A 19046-nucleotide genomic window follows, 5' to 3' on the forward strand; every position below is an offset into this window, starting at 1 on the left:
TCCGCTCAGCCTCCGCGCGCCAGGCGCGCGCGGAAGTGCTTGTCCACCGCGATGACGCCGTGGAGGAACAGGCCGGGCATCCACCGGCGCATGCGCCAGAACCAGCGCGCATCCATCATGGGCAGCACGTGCGGTGCGTTCCGGTCCACGGCCGTGAGCAACCGCGCGGCGACCAGCTCCGGTCCCACCTTCGAGCCATCCACCAGCTTCGCGCCCATGCCCTTCAGCGTCGGATCCGAATAGCGCGCCGACGCTGCGATGTTCGTCCGGAAGAACGTGGGACACGCCACCGTGACGCCCAGGCCCAGCGGCCTCAGCTCCGCGTAGAGCGTCTCCGACAGCGCGACCACGGCGGCCTTGGACGCGTTGTAGGCCGCCAGGTGCGGCGCGAAGATGAGCCCCGCGGCGGACGCGATGTTGAGCACGTGTCCGGTGCCCTGCTTGCGCAGGCGCGGCACGAAGCTGTGGCAGCCGTGGATGACGCCCCACAGGTTCACGTCCAGCACGCGCCGCCACTCGGCGAGCGGCAGCTCTCCCACGTCCCCCGCCGCGCCCACGCCCGCGTTGTTGACGAGCAGGTCCACGCCGCCGAACGCGTCGTCCGCGGCGCGCGCCAGGGCCTCCACCGCTTCGGGGTCCGTGACGTCGCACGGGAACACGCGCGCTTCGCCGCCCCGTTCGGTGACGCGGCGGGCGGTCTCCTCCGCGGTGGCCGGGTCCACGTCCGACACCACGACCCGCGCCTGACGGGCCGCCAGGGCTTCACACAGCGCGCGGCCCAGGCCACTGCCGGCACCGGTCACCACCGCGCGGGGACGAGAGGGAAGGCTCATGGTTTCAAGGCTCCTGACCCGGTGATGGGGCGGCGTGGAACGTCGTGACGCGACAGGGCTAGCACGCCGGGTGAGGGAGTGGCCATGCGCCCGGAAGGGCCCGGGGGGGCGGCCTCACGTTTCCCGACGAGCGGGCAGGCGGGCGCACGATTCGTGACCCGGGGGCGGAAGTTGGCTAGAACGCAGGCCGTGCAATGCGCCTGGTTCGGAGCTCTGGCGGTGGTGTCGGCCATGCTCCTGGGATGCAACAACCTGGAGTCCTGCGGCTCCACGTCCGTGGACATCACCCGGACCGACGGGAGTCTCTACCGTTGTGTCACGTCCGAGGACTGCCCCCGCACCTCGCGCGTCTCCGTGTGCGTCACGGACGTGTCCTCGGAGCGTGAATGCGTGCGCTGCGACGAGACGCGCTGCGTGCGCCTCATCCCGGAGTCGTGCGAATGAAGCAGGCAGCCCGACGCTGGGTGTTCGCGTTCGCGGTGGGGACGCTGGCCGTCACGGGCTGCCGCGACAAGCCGGTGGACCACATGCAGCGCGCGCGTGACGCCATCTTCGAGAAGCGTCCGGACGAAGCGCTGGTGGAGTACCGCAAGGCGTACGACATGCTCCTGCGCGACGAGGCACCGGAGGCGCTGGTGATGCGCGCCCGGGCCCTCAAGGGCGCCGCGGACGTGTACTGGCTGGAGCAGCGCAAGGTGAAGGAGGCGGTGTCCGTCTACCGCCAGCTCATCCAGCAGTGCCCGGAGTCCCCGGAGGCGCTGGACGCGCGCATCATCCTGGCGGAGCTGCTGCGGGTGCACTACCGCGACCTGCGCGGCTCCATCGACCAGCTCACCGCCGCGCTGCACCGCAACCCGCCGCAGGGCGCGGAGCTCCAGTACCAGGTGGCCAAGCTCTACTTCGAGCTGGCGGACTATCCGCAGTGCGAGCTGGAGGCGCGCAAGCTGCCCGAGCGCTTCGCCACCAGCGTGTACGTGGACGACTCCATCTACCTCCAGGCCCAGGCGCTGGCCATGATGGAGGGCAAGCGGCAGGAAGCGCTGCGCACCTTCGCGGACCTGCGCTCGCGCTTCCCGGACTCGGAGCTGGCGCCGCACGCCCTCTTCGAGATGGGCAAGCTGCGCGCGGACGCGGGCGACAACGAGAAGGCCATCGAGACCTGGGTGGAGACGCTCAAGACGCACCCGGATCCGACGCTCGTGCAGGACGCCATCGTGAGGGCACGCCGCCGGCTGGCGAACCTCACGGTCGAAGGCATCGGCAAGAAGGAAGTGGCGTTCGACCGCGCCAAGCAGGCCCGCACCTCCGTGGAAGCCATGGGAGGCACCGCCGAGGAAGCCGCCCGCGACCGCGGGGACTGAAGCCGGCTGGCGGGCGCATTCGCGTGCGCCGTCCTCCCACGCATGCCATGTAACGGCGAGGCCGGGCCCTGTCGGGCCGGGCATCTCTCTCGTGGGAGGAATCACATGAACGTGCTGGTGACAGGGGCCACCGCGGGCATCGGGCTGGCCGTCGCGCGCCGCTTCGTGAAGGAAGGCGCGCGCGTCATCGCCACCGGGCGCCGGGGCGAGCGGCTGGACGCGCTGAAGGCCGAGCTGGGCGAAAGGCTCCTGCCGGTGACGCTGGACGTGACGGACCGGGCGGCCGTGCAGCAGGCCTTCGAGTCGCTGCCCGCGGACTTCGCGCAGGTGGACGTGCTGGTCAACAACGCGGGGCTCGCGCTGGGGTTGGACCCCGCGCAGACGGCGCGGCTGGAGGACTGGGACGTGATGGTGGACACCAACGTCAAGGGGCTCCTGTACTGCACGCGCGCGGCGCTGCCGGGCATGGTGGCGCGCGACCGGGGCCACGTCATCAACATCGGCTCCGTCGCGGGGGAGTTCCCCTATCCGGGCGGCAACGTGTACGGCGCGACGAAGGCGTTCGTGCACCAGTTCAGCCTGAACCTGCGCGCGGACCTGCACGGCACGTCGGTGCGCGTGACGGACATCGAGCCGGGGCTCCTGGGCGGCACGGAGTTCTCCAACGTGCGCTTCCGGGGTGATGACGCCCGCGCCGCGTCCATGTACGCGAACACGCAGCCGCTCACGCCGGAGGACATCGCGGACACGGTGCACTGGGTGGCCTCGCGGCCCGCGCACGTGAACATCAACATCGTGTCGATGATGCCGGTGGCGCAGTCCTTCGGCGCGCTGCCGGTGAAGCGCCAGGGCTGAAGTCCGACGCCCGGGCCCCGCTTCAGCCCGGTACGGGAAGGACTGCTTCCAGGAGCGGCGCGGGCACCGAAGGGTCGTCCGCGTCCGCCACCAGCAGCAGGTGGATGCGGCCGCCCTCCACGCGCGCGTCCACGCCCTCCAGCTTCACGCCCGCGTCCACCGCGTCCAAGTAGACCGGCGTCCCATCCGGCGCGAGCACGCCCACCGCGGAGCCCTTCACCGGCCCATCCGCCACGCGGTCGCGCGAGTCCTCCGCCGTGGCGGTGAACACCACGCGTCCATCCGGCAGCGCGGACGCGTCCGTGAAGGACAGCCGGACGCCGTTGGCCTCCCCCAGCTCCCACCGGCGCACGGTGCGCACCGCCGCCGGCCCCAGCGCGCCCGCGTCCACGCCGCCCAGCACGCGGTCCAGGTCCAGGTCCACCAGCGCGTCCACGCCGCCCTCGCCGTTGCCCCGGTTGAGCAGCCGCAGGAACCTGCCCGTCACCGCCGCGCCTTCCACGTTGAGCGCCACCAGCTCGCGCTCCAACTGCACGTAGAGCCCCGTGCAGTCCACCGTGCGCGGCGGCCCCGCCAGCGTCCCGTCCGCGTTCAGGGGCAGCACCGACGCCCGGCGCCGCACCGGCGTCGAACCCGAGGGCAGCGCCAGCAGCGCGCCGTGCGCGAACGCGGCGGAGGGGCCCAGCCGGCACAGCGCCTCCAGGTCGGGCTTGGCTGCCTTGCGTGCCGAGTGCTCGTCGGGAAGCTCTCCGGGAAACAGGCGCACGGAGTGGCCCGGCGCGTCCCCGGTGGCGGGGAACACGGCCAGGTGGAGCGCGTCGTCCGCGACCACGTAGAGCCAGTCCCCCACGCGCACCAGCCCGCTGGCGGCGGCGACATGGCCGGGCGGGTCCGTCAGGGTCAGCGTGCGCCGCGGGGTGGTGACGATCATGGAACGGCCTCCGAGCCTGGGGGCGCAGCGTCGCGGATTACAGCAGGGTGCCGCGCAGGAAGAGGCTGGCCGCCGTGAAGTAGATGACGAGTCCTGTCACGTCCACCAGCGTGGCCACGAAGGGCGCGGACGCGCTCGCGGGGTCGAAGCCCACGCGCCTCAGGATGAACGGCAGCATGGACCCGGACAGCGTGCCGAACAGGACCACGCCCACCAGCGACACGCCCACGGTGAGGCCGATGACCACCGCATGGTCCCCGTAGCTGTGGAACAGCGCCTGCCACACCATCACGCGGATGAAGCCCACGAGCCCCAGCACCGAGCCCAGCGCCAGCCCCGTGCCCAGCTCCCGCCGGGCCACGCGCCACCAGTCCTTCAGCCGCATCTCCGACAGCGCCAGCGCGCGGATGATGAGCGTGGTGGCCTGGCTGCCGGAGTTGCCGCCCGAGCTGATGATGAGCGGGATGAAGAGGCTCAGCACGACGGCGCGCGCGATCTCATGCTCGAAGTAGCCCATCGCCGTGGCGGTGAGCATCTCCCCCAGGAAGAGCACCATCAGCCAGCCGGCGCGCTTCTTGAGCATCGCCAGGAAACCCACGTCGAAGTACGGCGCGTCCAGGGCCTCCATGCCGCCGACCTTCTGGATGTCCTCCGTGGCCTCCTCCTGCACCACGTCCACGATGTCGTCCACCGTGACGATGCCCTTCATGCGCTGGGCCTCGTCCACCACCGGCATGGCCATGAAGCTGTGTTCGGAGAAGGTGCGGCTGACGGCCTCCTGGTCGGTGTTCTCCGCCACGGTGATGACGTCGCGCTGCATGACGTCCGCCACGCGCTTGTCCGGCGCGGCCTGGAAGAGCTGGCGCAGGGACAGCACGCCCTGCAGGCGCTGCTCGGTGTCCAGCACGTAGGCGTAATAGACGGTCTCCACCCGCTCGCGCGCCTGCTTGCGCAGGTAGCCGATGGCCTCGTCGATGCTCATGTCCGGGCGCACGCGGGCGAAGCGCGGGTTCATCAGACCGCCGGCGTCGTCCTCCGCGTAGGCCAGGAGGATGTTCACCTCGCGGCGGCTGGCGTCGTCCAACTGCGACAGGATGGCGTTGACCTGTTCGGGCTCCACCGCCTGGACCAGGTCGGCCAGGTCGTCCGGGGGCAGCAGGCGCACCCAGGTGCGGCGCTCGCCCTGCGGCAGGGTCAGGATGAGCTCGGCCTGCTCTCGCGCGGACAGCCCGAGGAAGAAGTCGTCCGCCACCGCCGGGGGCAGCAGGCGGAAGCCTTCCAGGCGCTCGTCCACGGACAGCACGGCCCAGGCCTCGTGGAGCTCGTCGGGGGACAACGCGTTCTGGCTCTGGGGACTCTCCACCATGAAGTGCCTCGGAAGGGGAGGGCGCGCGCGCTTCGATGCGCGGCGCGCCGGCCTCTCTACACCCCCGAGGAGGGCGCGGCGAGTGGAAGGCGCGAAACATCGCCCTGAAACTTCGCCCGCCTGCCTGGTCCGTCCATCGCCCCCCGGGCCACGGCCTCATGGCCCGGGGGCCTGTCTGCCTTCGCGGCCTGTCTCAGGGGTGGTTCGGGTCGTCCGGCCGGGTGCCGTGGTCCAGCTCGTCCTGGTCGAACACGCCGTCCTCGTCCCGGTCGATGCCGATGCGACGCTCGGTTCCTTTGGGCACCACGGTCCAGGTCAGCTCACTGCCGGCGGAGGCCAGTGTGCGCAGCAGGGAGGTGCTCACCGTCTGGGTGGCCCGGTCGGACTGGAAGCTGTTGCCGCCCACGTAGGTGAAGCCTCGGGCCATGCCCCCCTGCCGGCCCTTCACCACCACGCCCACCTTGCCCGCGTCCGCCAGGGACAGGAAGGCGGTGAGCCGCAGCTGCTGCGCGGCCGTGGGGCTGGCGGTGGTGAGCGTCACCTGCTGGCCCACCGCCGCGTGCGTGTCCTGGCTCGGGGGGCCGGGCGGCTCCATCAGGCGGGTGTTGGAGCCCGTGGGCAGCTCCGAGCCGGAGAAGGCCAGCATGAAGGCCACCATGTCCGCCAGCTCCTGGTCGCTCTGGAAGGCGAACACGGGCTCGGAGAGGAAGCGCTCGATGGTGTCCACGCTGCCGTCGTGGATGACGCCGAAGCCGGACTGGCTCACCGTCTGGGTGAGGTTCATGCCCGCCTTCTCGTAGAGGTTGCGCAGTTGGGGCACCTTCATGGTCACGTTGGTGAAGCCATCCATGGCGACGAGGCCCAGGTGGTGCTCGCCGTTGGGGCCCACGGGAAGGGGCACGTAGCGGTTGCCGTTCCAGGACATGTCCGGGCCCAGGCCCGTGGGCAGTGTGTGGCAGGTGGAGCAGGCCACCAGGTTGTTGTCGAGCAGCCGGGGCGGCCGGAACAGGTTCAGCCCGCGCACCGCGTTGCCGTCCGGAAGGGGCTGGCCCGCGGGGCCGAAGCGGCCGGTGGTGAAGTGGCCGGGCAGGGGCACGCGCGTGGGCAGCGAGTTGTCCAGCGCGCGGTAGGGATTGGGCGGGAAGGTGAGCGTGGCGAGGAAGTTCTCGAACTGCTGCATCTCATTCACGGTGAGCTGCACGTCGTCGCCGTTGAGGGACATGAAGGCGGGGTTGAAGGCCTCGATGCCCTCGCGGTCGCCTCTCCAGTGCAGCGGCTCCTTGCCGATGATGTCCTGGAACGTCTGGGTCGTCATGGGCCCCTTCATCGCGTGCCAGGACTGGAAGCCCGTGCTGAGCACGGGCAGGCCCATGCCCAGGTTCTGCCCGGTGGGGGACTTCATGTCGCCGGCCGGGTCTCCCAGGTCCCACGCCAGTCCATCCGTCCGCGCGTCGATGTGACAGGACGCGCACGCGATGTGGCCCAGGCCGGAGGTCTTGTGCGTGTCGTACAGGTGCGGGCGTCCCATCCGGATGGGGATGGGGGTCGGGTCGAAGAAGGGCACCCGCGCCACCTCCATGTTCGTGGCGGTGTTCACCACGGAGAGGGTGGAGGCGAACTTGTCGAGCACGAACAGGCGCCAGCCGGACGGCTCGATGACGATGCCCGTGGGGCCTTCACCCACGGGGAACTGGGTGATGCGCGCGCCGGTGGCGTCCACCACCGCGACGGTGTTGGAGCCCATGCCGGTGATGTAGCCCCGACTGCCATTGGCGTTCCACACGATGCCGCGCGGGTCGCCCAGCGACAGGTCGCGCATGGCCTGGGGCACGGTGCTGGTGGTGTAGGTGAGGTGCGGGTTCAGGTCGAAGCGGGTGGTGTTCGTGTTGGGGTTGCCGGGGTCCACGGACGCGCCCATGACGCGCAGGAAGCGGCCCTTGAGGTTGGGCTCGAAGCGCACCTCGTTGGTGGCGTCGGTGCCCACCACGGTGACGCGGCCGGAGGGGTGCACGGCGAGCGCCATGTCGTGCGCCATCAGCCCGGAGGCGTACGTCACGTCGAGCAGGGTGGTGTTGATGATGGCCAGGTCGTGGTCGGGCAGGTCCCAACCGAAGGGGCGGCCGGAGAAGGACGCGTTGGGGCCGGAGACGAGCGTCGTCCAGTCCCCGGCGTTGTCATCCATCCACCGTCCGGCCGCGTTCTTCTTCACGATGAGGCTGACCGGAGGAGGGGTGGGGTTGCCGGGCTTCATGGGCGGCTGGAAGGCGCTGCCCGCGTTGGGCGGCGGGTTGGCGCCGCCGTGCGGGCCCACGCTGTTGCTGACCACGTTGGGCGGAAACGCGCCGGGGCCCATGGCGTTGCCGCCGCCCAGCACGGTGCTGCGGTTGCCGGACTCGAAGAGGGCCACGTAGACCTCCGTGGCGGCCGCGTTCGTGGCGAGCGCGCGGGGCTCCTCACCCTCGATGGGGATGCGCGTGGGCGCGTTGAGGGGGTTGGCGGGGTCCACCACCAGCACGGTGTTGGCCTGGGAGCAGGACACGAAGGCGCGCTTGGGCAGGCCGGCGAAGATGACGTCCGCGGGCTCGTCGTCGGTGGGCACCGTGGCCTTCACGTTGAGCGTGGTGAGGTCCACGATGCTGACGCTGTCGGAGACGTGGTTGACGACCCACGCCTCGGTGTTGCTGCGCGCGCGCACGGACACGGGGTCCAGGCCCACGGGGATGGTGGCGGTGAGCACCGGTTCGCCCGTGCCGGCCACGTTGAAGACGAGCAGCCGGTTGTCCGCGGTGTTGACCGCCAGCAGCTTCAAGCCGTCCGGGGTCAGGTCCAGCGGGTGGACGTGCGGATGCTCCCAGTTGACGAACGAGCCGGCGGCCCGGGCGGGGCCGGACAGCACGAGGCATGGCAGCAGCGCCGCCATGGCCAGACGGATGACACGCATGGACTCTCCACTTTTCTTGGGGTTCGACGGGGGGACACCGGAGCGTCCCCGTCGAACCCGGAGGCCCGCGGGAAGTTGCGGGCTGATTCCGGAAAAGCGGAAGAGGTGACCTCGTAGGGAGGATCAGGTCTTCTGCTGGATGAGCTCGACCTTGTAGCCGTCCGGGTCCTCGACGAAGGCGATGACGGTGGTGCCGTGCTTCATGGGGCCGGGCTCGCGGATGACCTTGCCGCCGGCCGCGCGGATGGCATTGGCGGTGGCGTGGATGTCGCTGACGCCCAGCGCGATGTGGCCGTAGGCGGTGCCCAGTTCGTACTTCGCCGTGTCCCAGTTGTGGGTGAGCTCCAGCGCGGGGTGGGTGTCTTCCGGGCCGAAGCCGACGAAGGCGAGCGTGAAGCGGCCTTCCGGGTAGTCGTGGCGGCGCAGCAGCGTCATGCCGACGACGCGGGTGTAGAAGTCGAGCGACTTCTCCAGGTCGCCGACGCGGAGCATGGTGTGGAGGATTCGCATGCGGGCGGTCATAACCGCCGGGGCCGTCAGGGTGAAGCCGCGTGTGCGGTGTCCACCGGGGAGGGCGAGCCCCCGGGTCCGGGAGGGCGGTCCGTCGCCGTGCGGGCAGGCATCCGCATGGGGGTGGAAAGGCGACACCGGAGCCCTACGCAAGGCGGGGAGCGGCGCCCGGCGCGTGCTATGGAACGCGGCATGAAACACGCTCAAAGCCAGGCCCTCTTCGCCCGTGCGCAGGCTCGCATCCCGGGTGGCGTGAACTCTCCAGTGCGCGCCTTCCGTGGCGTGGGGGGTGACCCCGTCTTCTTCCGGGAGGGCGCCGGCGCGTGGCTCACCGACGTGGACGGCAACCGCTACGTGGACCTGGTGGGCAGCTGGGGCCCGCTCATCCTCGGACACGCATACCCGCCCATCATCGAGGCCATCCTGGAGGCCGCCCGTCGCGGCACCACCTTCGGCGCGCCCGTCGCGGCGGAAGTGGAGTTCGCGGAGCTGCTCTGCGCCACGATGCCTTCGCTGGAGAAGGTGCGCCTGGTGTCCAGCGGCACGGAGGCCACGGTGGCGGCCGTCCGTGTCGCGCGCGGCTTCACCGGCCGCGAGCACATCCTCAAGTTCGAGGGCTGCTTCCACGGCGCGGGCGATCCGTTCCTCGTGAAGGCGGGCAGCGGCGTGGAGACGCTGGGCCTGCCGGACTCGCCGGGCGTGCCCGCGGCGCTGGCGGCGCTGACGCTCACCGCGCCCTTCAACGATTTGGAGGCGGTGGAGCGCATCTTCGCGGAGAAGGGCCAGGACATCGCCTGCGCCATCATCGAGCCGGTGGTGGGCAACATGGGCGTGCTGGTGCCGCGTCCGGGCTACCTGGAGGGGTTGCAGGCGCTCTGCCAGAAGCACGGCGTGCTCTTCGTGCTGGATGAGGTGATGACGGGCTTCCGGCTGGCGCGCGGTGGGGCGCAGGAGCTGTACAAGCTCAAGCCGGACCTGACCACGCTGGCGAAGGTGGTGGGCGGCGGCATGCCGCTGGGCGCGTACGGCGGCCGGCGCGACATCATGTCCAAGGTGGCGCCGGAAGGGCCCGTGTACCAGTCCGGCACGCTGTCCGGGAACCCGGTGGCGGTGGCGGCGGGCATGGCGTGCGTGAAGGCGCTGGCGGCTCCGGGCACGTATGCGCGGCTGGAGCAGCTGGGACTCCTGTTGGAGGAGGGCTTCCGCGCGGAGGCGAAGGCGGCGGGGGTGCCGGTGACGGTGAACCGCGTGGGCAGCATGCTCACGGTGTTCTTCTCGGCGGAGCCGGTGTTCGACTACGCGTCCGCGAAGAAGGCGGACACGGCGAAGTTCGGGCGCTTCTTCCACGCGATGCTGCAAGAAGGGGTGTACCTGCCGCCCAGCCAGTTCGAGGCGGCGTTCGTGTCGCTGGCCATCGGCGAGTCGGAGGTGGCGCACGTGCTCGCCGCGGCCCGCAAGGCGTTCCGGGCGCTTGGCGACGCCCGTTGAGCCAGAGCCCCTGAAGGGGCCGCTGCGCTTCGGTCCCTACACGCTCGTGCGCCGCATTGGCGCGGGCGGCATGGGGGAGGTCTTCCTCGCGCGCGAGGAGGGCGTGCGGCGCGCGGTGGTGGTGAAGAAGGTGCTGCCGGGGCTCGTGGAGAACCGGCAGTTCGTGGGGCGCTTCCGCGACGAGGCGCGCGTGGTGGTGCGGCTGGCGCACCCGAACATCGCGCGCGTGTACGCGATGGGCGAGGTGGACGGGCAGCTCTACCTCGCGATGGAGTACGTGCAGGGCAAGACGTTGAGCCGGCTGGCGTACCGGCTGCGGCAGCGCCAGCGGATGATGCCCCTGGGCGCGCTGCTCCAGATGGGGCAGCGGCTGTGCGAGGGCCTGGCGTACGCGCATGACGCGACGGATGAGGACGGGCACCCGCTGCACCTGGTGCACCGCGACCTGTCGCCCGCGAACGTGTGCGTGAGCTACGCGGGCGAGGTGAAGATCATCGACTTCGGCGCGGCGCAGTCCACGTTGAAGGAACAGCAGACGGCGCCGCGCGTGGTGATTGGGAACCTCACGTACATGGCGCCGGAGCAGGCCCGCAAGCGCACGGTGGACCGCAGGGCGGACGTGTACGCGGCGGGCGTGGTGCTGTGGGAGTTGTTCGCGTGGAAGCCGCTGTCGCAGCGGGGCGACCCGTTGGAGCGCTGGCGGCGCGCGGCCTATCCGCAGTGGGAGCCAGCGGGGCGCTACCGGCCAGACCTGCCGCGCGCGGTGGACGCGTTCCTGGTGCGCGCGCTGGCGCCCGAACCCAAGGACCGCTTCCCCACCGCCGCGGCGATGGCCGAGGCGCTGGCGGCACTGAAGGAGAAGCTGGCGCTGGGCGTGACGGACCAGGACCTGGTGCGGCTGATGTCGGCGGCCTTCCCGCGTGAGAAGGTCATGGAGCAGCAGATGGTGGATGACCTGCTGCGCGAACAGCCGGAGCGCGCGAGCACGCGGCAGGAGTTCCCGTCGGTGCTGGCGCCGCCGGGCGCGTCGGTGTCGGAGGAAGCCGAAGTGCTCCGGGCGCAGGAGGACATCGCGACGGAGGCGCTGGACGCGGCGAGGTTGCGTCAGGCGGCGGCCGAGGCCGAGGCGCGCACGGACGTGGCACCCCGGGAGCTGAAACCCTGGGAGGAGCCGGGTGCACGCAAGGCGCCCCCGGTGCGGCTGCACAACCAGGAAGTCACCAAGGACGCCTGGGTGCCGGGCGTGGGCGTGGAGGAGTCCACCGCGCCCGCGCAGCCACCCCAGGTGGCGTGGACGCCGGGCTCCGGTGGGGAAGACGCGACGGCGGTCGGAGTGGATCCGAGGAGGGGTGTGGGCACGGCCCCTGAAGATGCACATGCGCTCGACACGGCCCCGGCCGCCGAAGGTGCCGCCGCGGCCCCGGACCCGACACCCACCCCGACCGCCGAAGCCGCTCGCCTGGACGGCGCTGTGTCTCACTGGACGCCGGGCCCGGGCGCGGACGACCCCACCCCCCAGGAAGGCGCCCTGGCCCACGGCGCCGGCCCGGGCGCCGAGGACACCACCGACCCGGGCGAAGGCCCCCGGGCAAGCGGGGAGGCCCCCCCGTCCAGGCAGGCTGCGACCGGGCAACTTCTCCAAGCGGATTGGAATTCGGCCCCGGAAGCGGAAGACTCCGGTCCACACCCTCGAGCTTTTCACCGAGAAGGGGCACCCCCGGCCCCGGAGGACTCACCCATGCAGAACCGGCCCTCGCGTCCGGGTTGGACCCCCGGCGCCGGCAGTGAGGACTCCACGACGAACGAGCGGCCCATGCGCAAGAGCGAGGACACCGAGCCCTCCTCCCGCGCCCCCGCGAAGGCCGTTTCCGGGTGGACGCCGGGCTCGGGCGCGGACGACGCCACCGAGGGCGCCGGCCCGTCCCCCCTCGCCCTGGGCCCCGACGAGGACGAGGGCTTCGACGACGAGCACACGGACGTGGACAAGCCGAAGCGCCCCGTCGCGAACGCGGCCCCGGAGCGTCGCGCACCGTCCCGCACGTCCATGAGCGCGGCCCCCCCGGCCCGCGCCGCCCCGCCGGTGGCCGAGGACTTCCCGGACGCCACCCGGCCCCTGTCCCAGGAGGAGCTCCCCGTGCCCTGGACCCCCGGTGGCGCGGGCGAAGCCACCGAGGCCCTGGAGGCCGCGAAAATCTTCGGCGCCCTGTCGCGCACGACGGGCAACATGCCCGCCTACCTCTCGGAGAAGTCCACCCCCTACGTCGCGCCCAAGGAGGCCCCGCGCAAGGCGGCCCCCATCGTGGACGAGCGGCCCAACGAGACCCGCCCGATTCCGGTGCGCACCAAGACGCGCGAAACGCTCCCCGGCGTGAACATGGACATCTCCACCGCGCTGAAGATCGCGGAGGAGCTGAAGGAGCGCGAGCGCGCGCAGGCGGAAGCCAGGCGCAAGGCCCCGAAGAAGCCGGCCAAGGTCGTCCACTTCAACCTTCCCCGCCTCATGTGGCCCCTGCCGTCGCGCTACCGCTTCTGGGCCATGCTCGCGGCGGTGGTGGCCGTGGCGCTCATCGTGGGCTTCGGCGTGATGTGGCTCTTCATGGGCGGGTCCGGCGGCGAGTGAGCGTCAGTCCGCGCTGGGCAGCCGGTACTGCACGCCCAGGGACACGGTGGCGGTGCTGAGCCAGTTGCTCGTGAAGCCGTCGCCGAACTCCTCCTCGTTGTCGTCCGACGTGCCGCGCGCGCCGCCGCCCAGGTAGCGCAGGTTGAGGAACACCTCCACCTGGTCGGTGACCCGCACGCCGCCGCGCAGGCTGGCGTCCAGCAGCGCCCCCACGGTGCCGGAGTCATCATCGCCGTTGATGAGCGCCACCGGCGCATAGCTGCCATCCGCCTCCAGCCCCACCCACCAGTTCTCGCTGAGCGCCCACCGCGCGCGCACCTTGAGCAGCGGCACCGGCCCCACGTCCCGGTTGGTCCGCCGCAGCGTCCCGTCCGCCGACGTGAAGACGAACGTCGCGTTGCGAAGCTGCAGCGACGCGCCCACCGACAGCTCCCGCTCGGGGCCGCCCAGCAGGTCATACAGGTAGCTGGCCCGGTAGAACGGGAACGCGTAGCGCACGTCCAGCGGCGTGTTCTCCGGGAAGGTGAGCCCGTCCAGCGTGACGTCCCGCCGCAGCACCACCTGCGTCTGGATGTCCAGGGGCTGCACCAGGAACACCAGGGTGTGCCGCCCGCGCAGGGACAGCTCCGCGCTCAGGCGCACGAAGGTGTAGAGGTTGTCCTGCCCCCCATCCTCCGGGAACCGGAAGATGCTGCCGTCGCTGCCCTGGCGCAGGCTGTGCGACAGCACGTCCAGGAAGCCCAGCTCCGCCACCGCGCGCCACTCCACGCGAGGCTCCTCTTTCCGTGCCGACACCGGAACGTCGACCGGAGCGGAAGCCTCGTCCGCGCGGGCCACGCCCATGAATCCGAAGAGGCACGACACGACGCCTGCGACGACATGAACCCGGTGCACCATCCGCCTCCTGGGGAAGCCAGGCCTCCCTGCCAGGAATCAGACACGACGCGCACGGCGAAGGGTCACCCGTGGGGGGTGACTGTTCACTCCGCGCGCAAGGACGTGTCAGCCGCCGGTCAGTGGCAGGGCGGGCAGCGTGGGCGGCTCCAGCGGGAGGAAGATCCAGAAGACGGTGCCGCCGGTGTCGGGCACGTCCAGCCCCAGCGTCCCCAGGTGCGAATCGACGATGCGTCTCACGACGGCGAGCCCCAGCCCGGTGCCCTGGGCCTTGGTGGTGAAGAAGGGCTCGAAGATGCGCGTGCGCAGCTCCACCGGGATGCCCGGGCCGGTGTCGATGATCTCCACCTGAACGCCGGGCCGGTCCACCCACGCCTTCCGGGCCACCACCCGCAGCGTGCCGCCCTGGGGCATGGCCTGTACGGCATTGAGGGCCAGGTTGAGGAAGGCCTGACGGATGAGCCGCTCGTCCACCGTCACCGACGGCACGTCCTCCTCCATCACCCACTCCACGCGCACCGGCGGCGGTGGCTGGCCGTGGCTGCCCGCGTCCGACAACGCGCCGCCCACCGCCTCCTCCAGGAGCTGCGTCACCGACACGGCATACAGGTGCGGCGACGGAGGCCGGGCGAAGGTGAGCAGGTCCGCGACGATGCGGTTGAGCCGGTCCGCCTCCTCTCCCACGATGTCCACCAGCGGCGTCGCCGGACTCTCCGGGCCGATGATGCGGCGGATGGTGGCCACCGAATTGAAGATGGCGCCCAGCGGGTTTCGCACCTCGTGCGCCATCACCGCGGACAGCTCACCCAGCGCGGCCAGCCGCTCGCGGTGCACCAGCTGCTCCTGCGCGCGTCTGAGCTCCTCGTAGCTCTTCTTCAAATCCTCCACCAGCCGAGCCCCCTCCAGCGCCAGCGAGAGCTGGTTGGCGATGGCGTCCGCCCGCTCCAGCTCCGCGGGGGTGAAGCGGCGGGGCCGCCGCGTCTCCACCATCACCGCCACGCCCACCATCTGCTCATGCACGGCGAGCGGCAGCACCATGTACGCCACGCCCTCCGCGGCCCGGCGCAGCTCGTCGTCCAGCCGCCCGTCCACGCGCGCGTCCTCCACCCGGAGCGGCTGGCGCGTGCGGAACACCTCTGCCGCCAGGGAATGCAGGGACATGTCCAACGGCAGGTCCCGGCCCACCAGCTCCGGGTGCCCGCCCGTCGCCGCGCGGATGGCCAGCCGTTCACCCTTCGCATCCGGCAGCAGCACGTACGCGTCCGGCACGTCCACGATGCGCGCCAGGCTGGTGACGCCCGTGGCCAGCAGCCGGTCCAGCTCCAGCGTGGCCGCCAGCGCCTTGCCCACCTCGTGCATCAGCGCCAGGTCCTCCGCCCGTCCGCGCACCTCGTCCAGCAGCCGGTGGGATTCGATGGCCGCCGCGAAGTGCGTGCCCATGGCCTGGAGCGTCTCCAGCTCCAGCGCGGTGAGCCGCCGCCGCGCGTGGAACAGCACGCTCAACGTGCCCACGCCGCGCGAGCGCACCCGCAGCGGCACCGTCACCAGCGTCTGGAAGGCCAGGGCCCGGAGCGCGTCGCGCGTGGGCGCGGGGCAGCCCTCCGCGTCCAGCACCTGCACCGCGTCGCTCATCCCGCTCGGACGGGGCAGCGACCCCATGCGCGCGCGGCGCACCCGGGCCACCGCGTCCTCCGACAGGCCGCGCGCGTACACCAGCTCCAGCGGTTCGCCCGGCTGGTGACGCGTGTCCGCCGGCAGCAGCAGGCACACCGCGTCGCAGGCCAGCAGGCCGGCGATCTCCTCCGTGCCTGAACCGAAGAAGGCCCGGGGGTGCGGCGCGGACGCCGCCTGGGACGCCAGCCGCCCCAGCGCGGTGAGCGCCGTGGCGCGCACGCTCAGCCGCTGGATGGTGCGCGCCGCGTCCAGCGCGGAGGACACCTGCTGCCCGAACAGCCGCACGGAGGCCACGTCCTCCTCGCTCAGCCAGTCCGCCGCCAGCACCAGCATCGCCAGGGGCGCGTTCTCCACGTCGATGCGCACCCCCACGCCCCGGTGCGGCTCCACGCGCTGGAACACCGCCAGCACCGCGTCCATGCGCGACTCCGGCACGAACCGCGACGCCTCCATGCCCAGGTCCTCCACCCACGCGTTCCCGTCGCGCCAGGTGCGCACCAGCGCCGGGGCCCAGCCGCCCATCGCCTCCACCGGCACCCGTCCGCCCAGCGCCGGCGCATGGGGCACGAGCTTGGGCGACAGCCCCGCCATCGACAGCTCCACCCCCACGCCCCGGGGCGTCAACCACGCGAAGCCCAGCTCCAGCGCCTCCAGTCCGCGGAACACCTCCTCGCGCACCGCGTCCTCGTCATGCAGCGCGCGCACCTGTGCGCCCAGCTCCGCCAGCTTTCGCAGCACCGTGCGCCGGCGCACGCGGGACGTCACATCGCGCGCCTGCACCACCCAATCCCTGGCATGCGGATGCACCGTCAATTCCACGCGCATCCCGCCGCCCGACGTCCGCAGCCAGCCCTCGGAGGTGCCCGCCACCGGCGCGGTCGCCAGCCGCTGCGCCAGCCGGTCCGTCGGCGCGTCCGCCCGGGGCTCCTCCAGCAGCGCCGTCACCGACTGGCCCACCAGCTCCTCACGCGTCGCGCCCACGAGCCGCGCCAGCGCGGCGTTCGCGTACACGAGCACGCTGTCCCGGAGCACGAACATGCCCAGGGGCATGTCGTCGAGGAGGCGGTACTCCGCCTCCGGCTCCTCAGGGACCGTCCCCACCCGACGGTTCATGCGCTCAGTGCCTCTCACGAGCGCCACGTTCGCACCCCTGGGACGCCGGGTGAAGCCACCCCCGCGTCGCACCGCCCACCAGCGCACACCTCGCGCTCGACGCGGCACGGCAACCCCGCCGCCTTCCCATACGCCAGACGTCACATTTCAGCCTTGACGTCGCCAAACCCAGAGTCCGTGTGACATTGACAGCAGGTGTGAAGGTATTTAGAACCATGAATCATGAATACGCGGCTTGAGTCGGGCTCCAGGGGCTTCCTGGGAGCACTCGAGGTTCGCGGCCATCCAGGGGGAACTGTCTTGAGCCTGCCCCGCACGACTTCCGGCGTCATCGTCCAGCAGCAGGACGGAGCCTTCTTCCTGATGGACACCGAAGGCGGAGAGGTCTTCCGCGTGAATGAGACGGCCGCGCGCATCTTCGAGCTGTGCCAGAGCGGCACGTCGCTCGACGGCGCCGTGCAATCCCTGGCCCGGGGCCTGGACGCGGTGGACCAGGAGGACGACATCCGCGCGGACGTCCAGCGCACCGTGGTGCAGTTCCAGGAGCTGGGGCTCTGCGAGCCCTCCCCCGTCTGAACGCCTGAAACATTGAACCCAGACATCACGTCGTAGAGCCCCCTCCCGGGAGGGTCGGGCGAAGCCATGCCCTGGCTCCAGGTTTCGTGTGCGCCCTGACGTCGGGGCGCCCGCGAATCCACCCGTGAGACATGTGTTTCACGGGTGGGTGGAGCGCGAAGGAAGACGACAGGGAATGTCAGACCCCCTGTTCACACTCCTCGGCGCTTCACGGCAGCAGTCGTTCCGCAGCAAATCCAACCAAGGAGCATCACCATGTACACCCAGGCCCAGATCGTTCGCGTCGCCGCGTCGTCCGACAAGTGCACCTGCTCCGGCGGCATGACGGTGCTCACCACCGACGTGGCGGAGTAGTTCCGTCCCGTCGCCTCGCTTCAACCGGCCCAAGTCAGGCCGGGTAGCAACACCTCGCTGTTCCACAACCCCACACCCCAACGAAGGAGCATCACCATGTACAACCAGGCCCAGATCGTTCGCGTTTCCGCGTCGTCCGACAAGTGCACCTGCTCGGGCGGCATGACCGTCATCGTGCGCAACGACGCGCTCTCCCAGGCGGAGTAGTGCCATTTCAGCCGGGTGGAGGCCGTCTGCCTCCACCCGGTTGTCTTTTTCAATCCCTGACGCCCGCCATGTCTCCCGCCCCGCTCCCATTGCTGCTCTTCACCCAGGCGGAGGTCGGAGGATGCGCGCTCTTTCGCGTCGTGTCCGTGGAGGTCGCGGTGTGTCCCGGCCGGGGACGGCTGTGGCTGGACGCGTCCCGGGGCCATGTCTTCACGCCTGTCTGGCAGCGGCACGCACAGCACCTCGCGGCGCTGGGACGGGCGCACTACGCGCTGCCGTGGGAGGAGACGGACCTGCGGGTGTCACCGCGCGGCAAGGCCCTGACGTTGGATGGGCGCAGCGCGTCGTTGCCGTTGTTCGTCGCCTGGGTGGCGCTCCTGAGCGGCCGCCCGCTGCCGTCGCCCTTCCTGGGCACGGGGGTGGCGCTGGAGGAGCACGGTGAGCGGCTCGCACCCGCGCCGCGCGAGTTCCTCCAGGGAAAGCTGGGCGTGGCCCAGACCTATGTGCGGCAGGTGTTTCCCCAGGCGGGGAGGGTGGCCGTGTACGTGCCGGAGGGCAGCGGTTTCGACGCGAAGGGCCTGACGGCGCTGGACGTGCGGCCGGTCCCCACGCTCACTCGGGCGGTGTCGGAGGTGCTGGGGTTGGAGCCGCGCGCGGGCGCGGCGGCCGTGACGAAGCCGGGGGCCGCATGATCCGCCAGGGCGTGCGTGCCGTCCGGGAGATGTATGGGTTGACGAAGGGGCTGGGCAACCTGCGGGTGATGCTCGGCTCGGGGCTGGTGGGGATGGTGGCCGCGGGCCTGCTCAATCCGGTGATGCCTTTGTATCTGCGCTCGCGCGGGCTGGGCTTCCAGGAGATTGGACTGCTCTACACGGTGGGCTCGTTGCTGCCCATCTTCGTGCAGCCGGTGTTGGGAGCCTTGTCAGACCGTCATGGCAGAAAGCCATTCGTGGTGGGCCTTTCGCTCATCACGTCGCTGATGGTGCCCGCGGTGGCCCTCGTGGATGATCCGAAGCCGCTCGCCGCGGTGATGATTTTAAAGATGCTCCTGTCGCGCAGCGCGGCGCCCGTGTCCAACGCGATGGTGGCGGACTTCGCTCCCACGAAGCAGCGCGCCACCATCTTCGCCATGCTGGATGCCACCTCGAACCTGGTGTTCGTGGCGGCGCTGTTCGCCTCCTCCGCGGTCATCCGCGCGCTGTCGGTGAGCGGAACGTTCTTCCTCGCGGGCGCCCTGTTCCTGGTGGGCAGCCTGCTGCTGCTGGCGCTGGACGACTCGCAGGCGGCGCCCCGCGCGCAAGCGGAGGCCGGCGGGGTGCGGGC

At 71.3% G+C, this 19046-nt stretch carries 15 protein-coding genes; 8 read left to right on the plus strand and 7 right to left on the minus strand.

What is annotated here, in order from left to right:
- Window positions 1-5: 5 nt before the first annotated feature.
- Window positions 6-833 carry an SDR family NAD(P)-dependent oxidoreductase gene (locus D7X74_RS04085; RefSeq protein WP_120531588.1) on the minus strand — a complete coding sequence of 276 codons (828 nt, stop codon included), beginning with the start codon at window positions 831-833 and terminating at the stop codon, window positions 6-8.
- Window positions 834-1064: 231 nt separating this feature from the next.
- Between D7X74_RS04085 and D7X74_RS04090 the strand changes: the two genes are divergently transcribed.
- From D7X74_RS04090 to D7X74_RS04100, 3 genes are all read left to right on the plus strand, one after another.
- On the plus strand, window positions 1065-1277 hold the full coding sequence (locus D7X74_RS04090) for a hypothetical protein (RefSeq protein WP_120531602.1): 213 nt from the start codon (window positions 1065-1067) through the stop codon (window positions 1275-1277).
- On the plus strand, window positions 1274-2194 hold the full coding sequence (locus D7X74_RS04095; protein WP_120531589.1) for a tetratricopeptide repeat protein: 921 nt from the start codon (window positions 1274-1276) through the stop codon (window positions 2192-2194). Before D7X74_RS04090 ends, D7X74_RS04095 begins: the two co-directional genes overlap by 4 nt.
- Window positions 2195-2299: 105 nt before the next feature.
- Complete coding sequence (locus D7X74_RS04100) at window positions 2300-3049, plus strand: SDR family NAD(P)-dependent oxidoreductase (RefSeq protein WP_120531590.1); 750 nt, start codon at window positions 2300-2302, stop codon at window positions 3047-3049.
- Between the two features lie 22 nt (window positions 3050-3071).
- On the opposite strand, the gene D7X74_RS04105 is transcribed toward D7X74_RS04100, so the two are convergent.
- From D7X74_RS04105 to gloA, 4 genes are all read right to left on the minus strand, one after another.
- The gene (locus D7X74_RS04105; RefSeq protein ID WP_120531591.1) at window positions 3072-3980 is read right to left on the minus strand and encodes a hypothetical protein; all 909 of its coding nucleotides are present in this window, start codon (window positions 3978-3980) and stop codon (window positions 3072-3074) included.
- Between the two features lie 37 nt (window positions 3981-4017).
- Complete coding sequence (gene mgtE / locus D7X74_RS04110; protein WP_120531592.1) at window positions 4018-5346, minus strand: magnesium transporter; 1329 nt, start codon at window positions 5344-5346, stop codon at window positions 4018-4020.
- Between the two features lie 193 nt (window positions 5347-5539).
- Window positions 5540-8287, minus strand: coding sequence for a YncE family protein (locus D7X74_RS04115; protein WP_120531593.1), 2748 nt, complete (start codon window positions 8285-8287; stop codon window positions 5540-5542).
- A 123-nt stretch (window positions 8288-8410) separates the two neighbouring features.
- A complete protein-coding gene (gene gloA / locus D7X74_RS04120) occupies window positions 8411-8797 on the minus strand; it encodes a lactoylglutathione lyase (RefSeq protein WP_120531603.1) in 387 nt (128 codons plus the stop codon).
- A gap of 192 nt (window positions 8798-8989) precedes the next feature.
- Here gloA and hemL point away from each other — a divergent pair, with 192 nt between their 5' ends.
- Window positions 8990-10285 carry a glutamate-1-semialdehyde 2,1-aminomutase gene (hemL, locus tag D7X74_RS04125; RefSeq protein ID WP_120531594.1) on the plus strand — a complete coding sequence of 432 codons (1296 nt, stop codon included), beginning with the start codon at window positions 8990-8992 and terminating at the stop codon, window positions 10283-10285.
- Window positions 10269-12905, plus strand: a complete 2637-nt coding sequence (locus D7X74_RS44960; RefSeq protein WP_199741757.1) for a protein kinase — start codon at window positions 10269-10271, stop codon at window positions 12903-12905. Before hemL ends, D7X74_RS44960 begins: the two co-directional genes overlap by 17 nt.
- Before the next feature lie 3 nt (window positions 12906-12908).
- Here D7X74_RS44960 and D7X74_RS04135 read toward each other — a convergent pair whose 3' ends face one another.
- Window positions 12909-13673, minus strand: coding sequence for an outer membrane protein (locus D7X74_RS04135; RefSeq protein ID WP_233601956.1), 765 nt, complete (start codon window positions 13671-13673; stop codon window positions 12909-12911).
- 234 nt (window positions 13674-13907) lie between these two features.
- Window positions 13908-16574 carry an ATP-binding protein gene (locus D7X74_RS04140; RefSeq protein ID WP_199732922.1) on the minus strand — a complete coding sequence of 889 codons (2667 nt, stop codon included), beginning with the start codon at window positions 16572-16574 and terminating at the stop codon, window positions 13908-13910.
- Between the two features lie 312 nt (window positions 16575-16886).
- On the opposite strand from D7X74_RS04140, the gene D7X74_RS04145 reads away from it, so the two are divergent.
- The 3 genes from D7X74_RS04145 to D7X74_RS04155 form a co-directional block, all read left to right on the plus strand.
- Entirely contained in the window at window positions 16887-17162 is a 276-nt protein-coding gene (locus tag D7X74_RS04145; protein ID WP_158620469.1) for a PqqD family protein, read from the plus strand.
- Between the two features lie 629 nt (window positions 17163-17791).
- On the plus strand, window positions 17792-18415 hold the full coding sequence (locus D7X74_RS04150) for a hypothetical protein (protein WP_147446464.1): 624 nt from the start codon (window positions 17792-17794) through the stop codon (window positions 18413-18415).
- Window positions 18412-19046 (plus strand): MFS transporter (locus D7X74_RS04155; RefSeq protein ID WP_147446465.1); only part of this gene is annotated, 635 nt, incomplete at its 3' end. The genes D7X74_RS04150 and D7X74_RS04155, both read left to right, overlap by 4 nt.

Source organism: Corallococcus sp. CA047B (genome assembly GCF_003612065.1).
Taxonomy (GTDB): Bacteria; Myxococcota; Myxococcia; order Myxococcales; family Myxococcaceae; genus Corallococcus; species Corallococcus praedator.

What these genes read in the sequence shown, in the direction of transcription:
- D7X74_RS04085 (WP_120531588.1), bottom strand. Translation starts at nt 833, where the DNA reads ATGAGCCTTCCCTCTCGTCCCCGCGCGGTGGTGACCGGTGCCGGCAGT.
- D7X74_RS04090 (WP_120531602.1), top strand. Translation starts at nt 1,065, where the DNA reads ATGCTCCTGGGATGCAACAACCTGGAGTCCTGCGGCTCCACGTCCGTG.
- D7X74_RS04095 (WP_120531589.1), top strand. Translation starts at nt 1,274, where the DNA reads ATGAAGCAGGCAGCCCGACGCTGGGTGTTCGCGTTCGCGGTGGGGACG.
- D7X74_RS04100 (WP_120531590.1), top strand. Translation starts at nt 2,300, where the DNA reads ATGAACGTGCTGGTGACAGGGGCCACCGCGGGCATCGGGCTGGCCGTC.
- D7X74_RS04105 (WP_120531591.1), bottom strand. Translation starts at nt 3,980, where the DNA reads ATGATCGTCACCACCCCGCGGCGCACGCTGACCCTGACGGACCCGCCC.
- mgtE (WP_120531592.1), bottom strand. Translation starts at nt 5,346, where the DNA reads ATGGTGGAGAGTCCCCAGAGCCAGAACGCGTTGTCCCCCGACGAGCTC.
- D7X74_RS04115 (WP_120531593.1), bottom strand. Translation starts at nt 8,287, where the DNA reads ATGCGTGTCATCCGTCTGGCCATGGCGGCGCTGCTGCCATGCCTCGTG.
- gloA (WP_120531603.1), bottom strand. Translation starts at nt 8,797, where the DNA reads ATGCGAATCCTCCACACCATGCTCCGCGTCGGCGACCTGGAGAAGTCG.
- hemL (WP_120531594.1), top strand. Translation starts at nt 8,990, where the DNA reads ATGAAACACGCTCAAAGCCAGGCCCTCTTCGCCCGTGCGCAGGCTCGC.
- D7X74_RS04150 (WP_147446464.1), top strand. Translation starts at nt 17,792, where the DNA reads ATGTCTCCCGCCCCGCTCCCATTGCTGCTCTTCACCCAGGCGGAGGTC.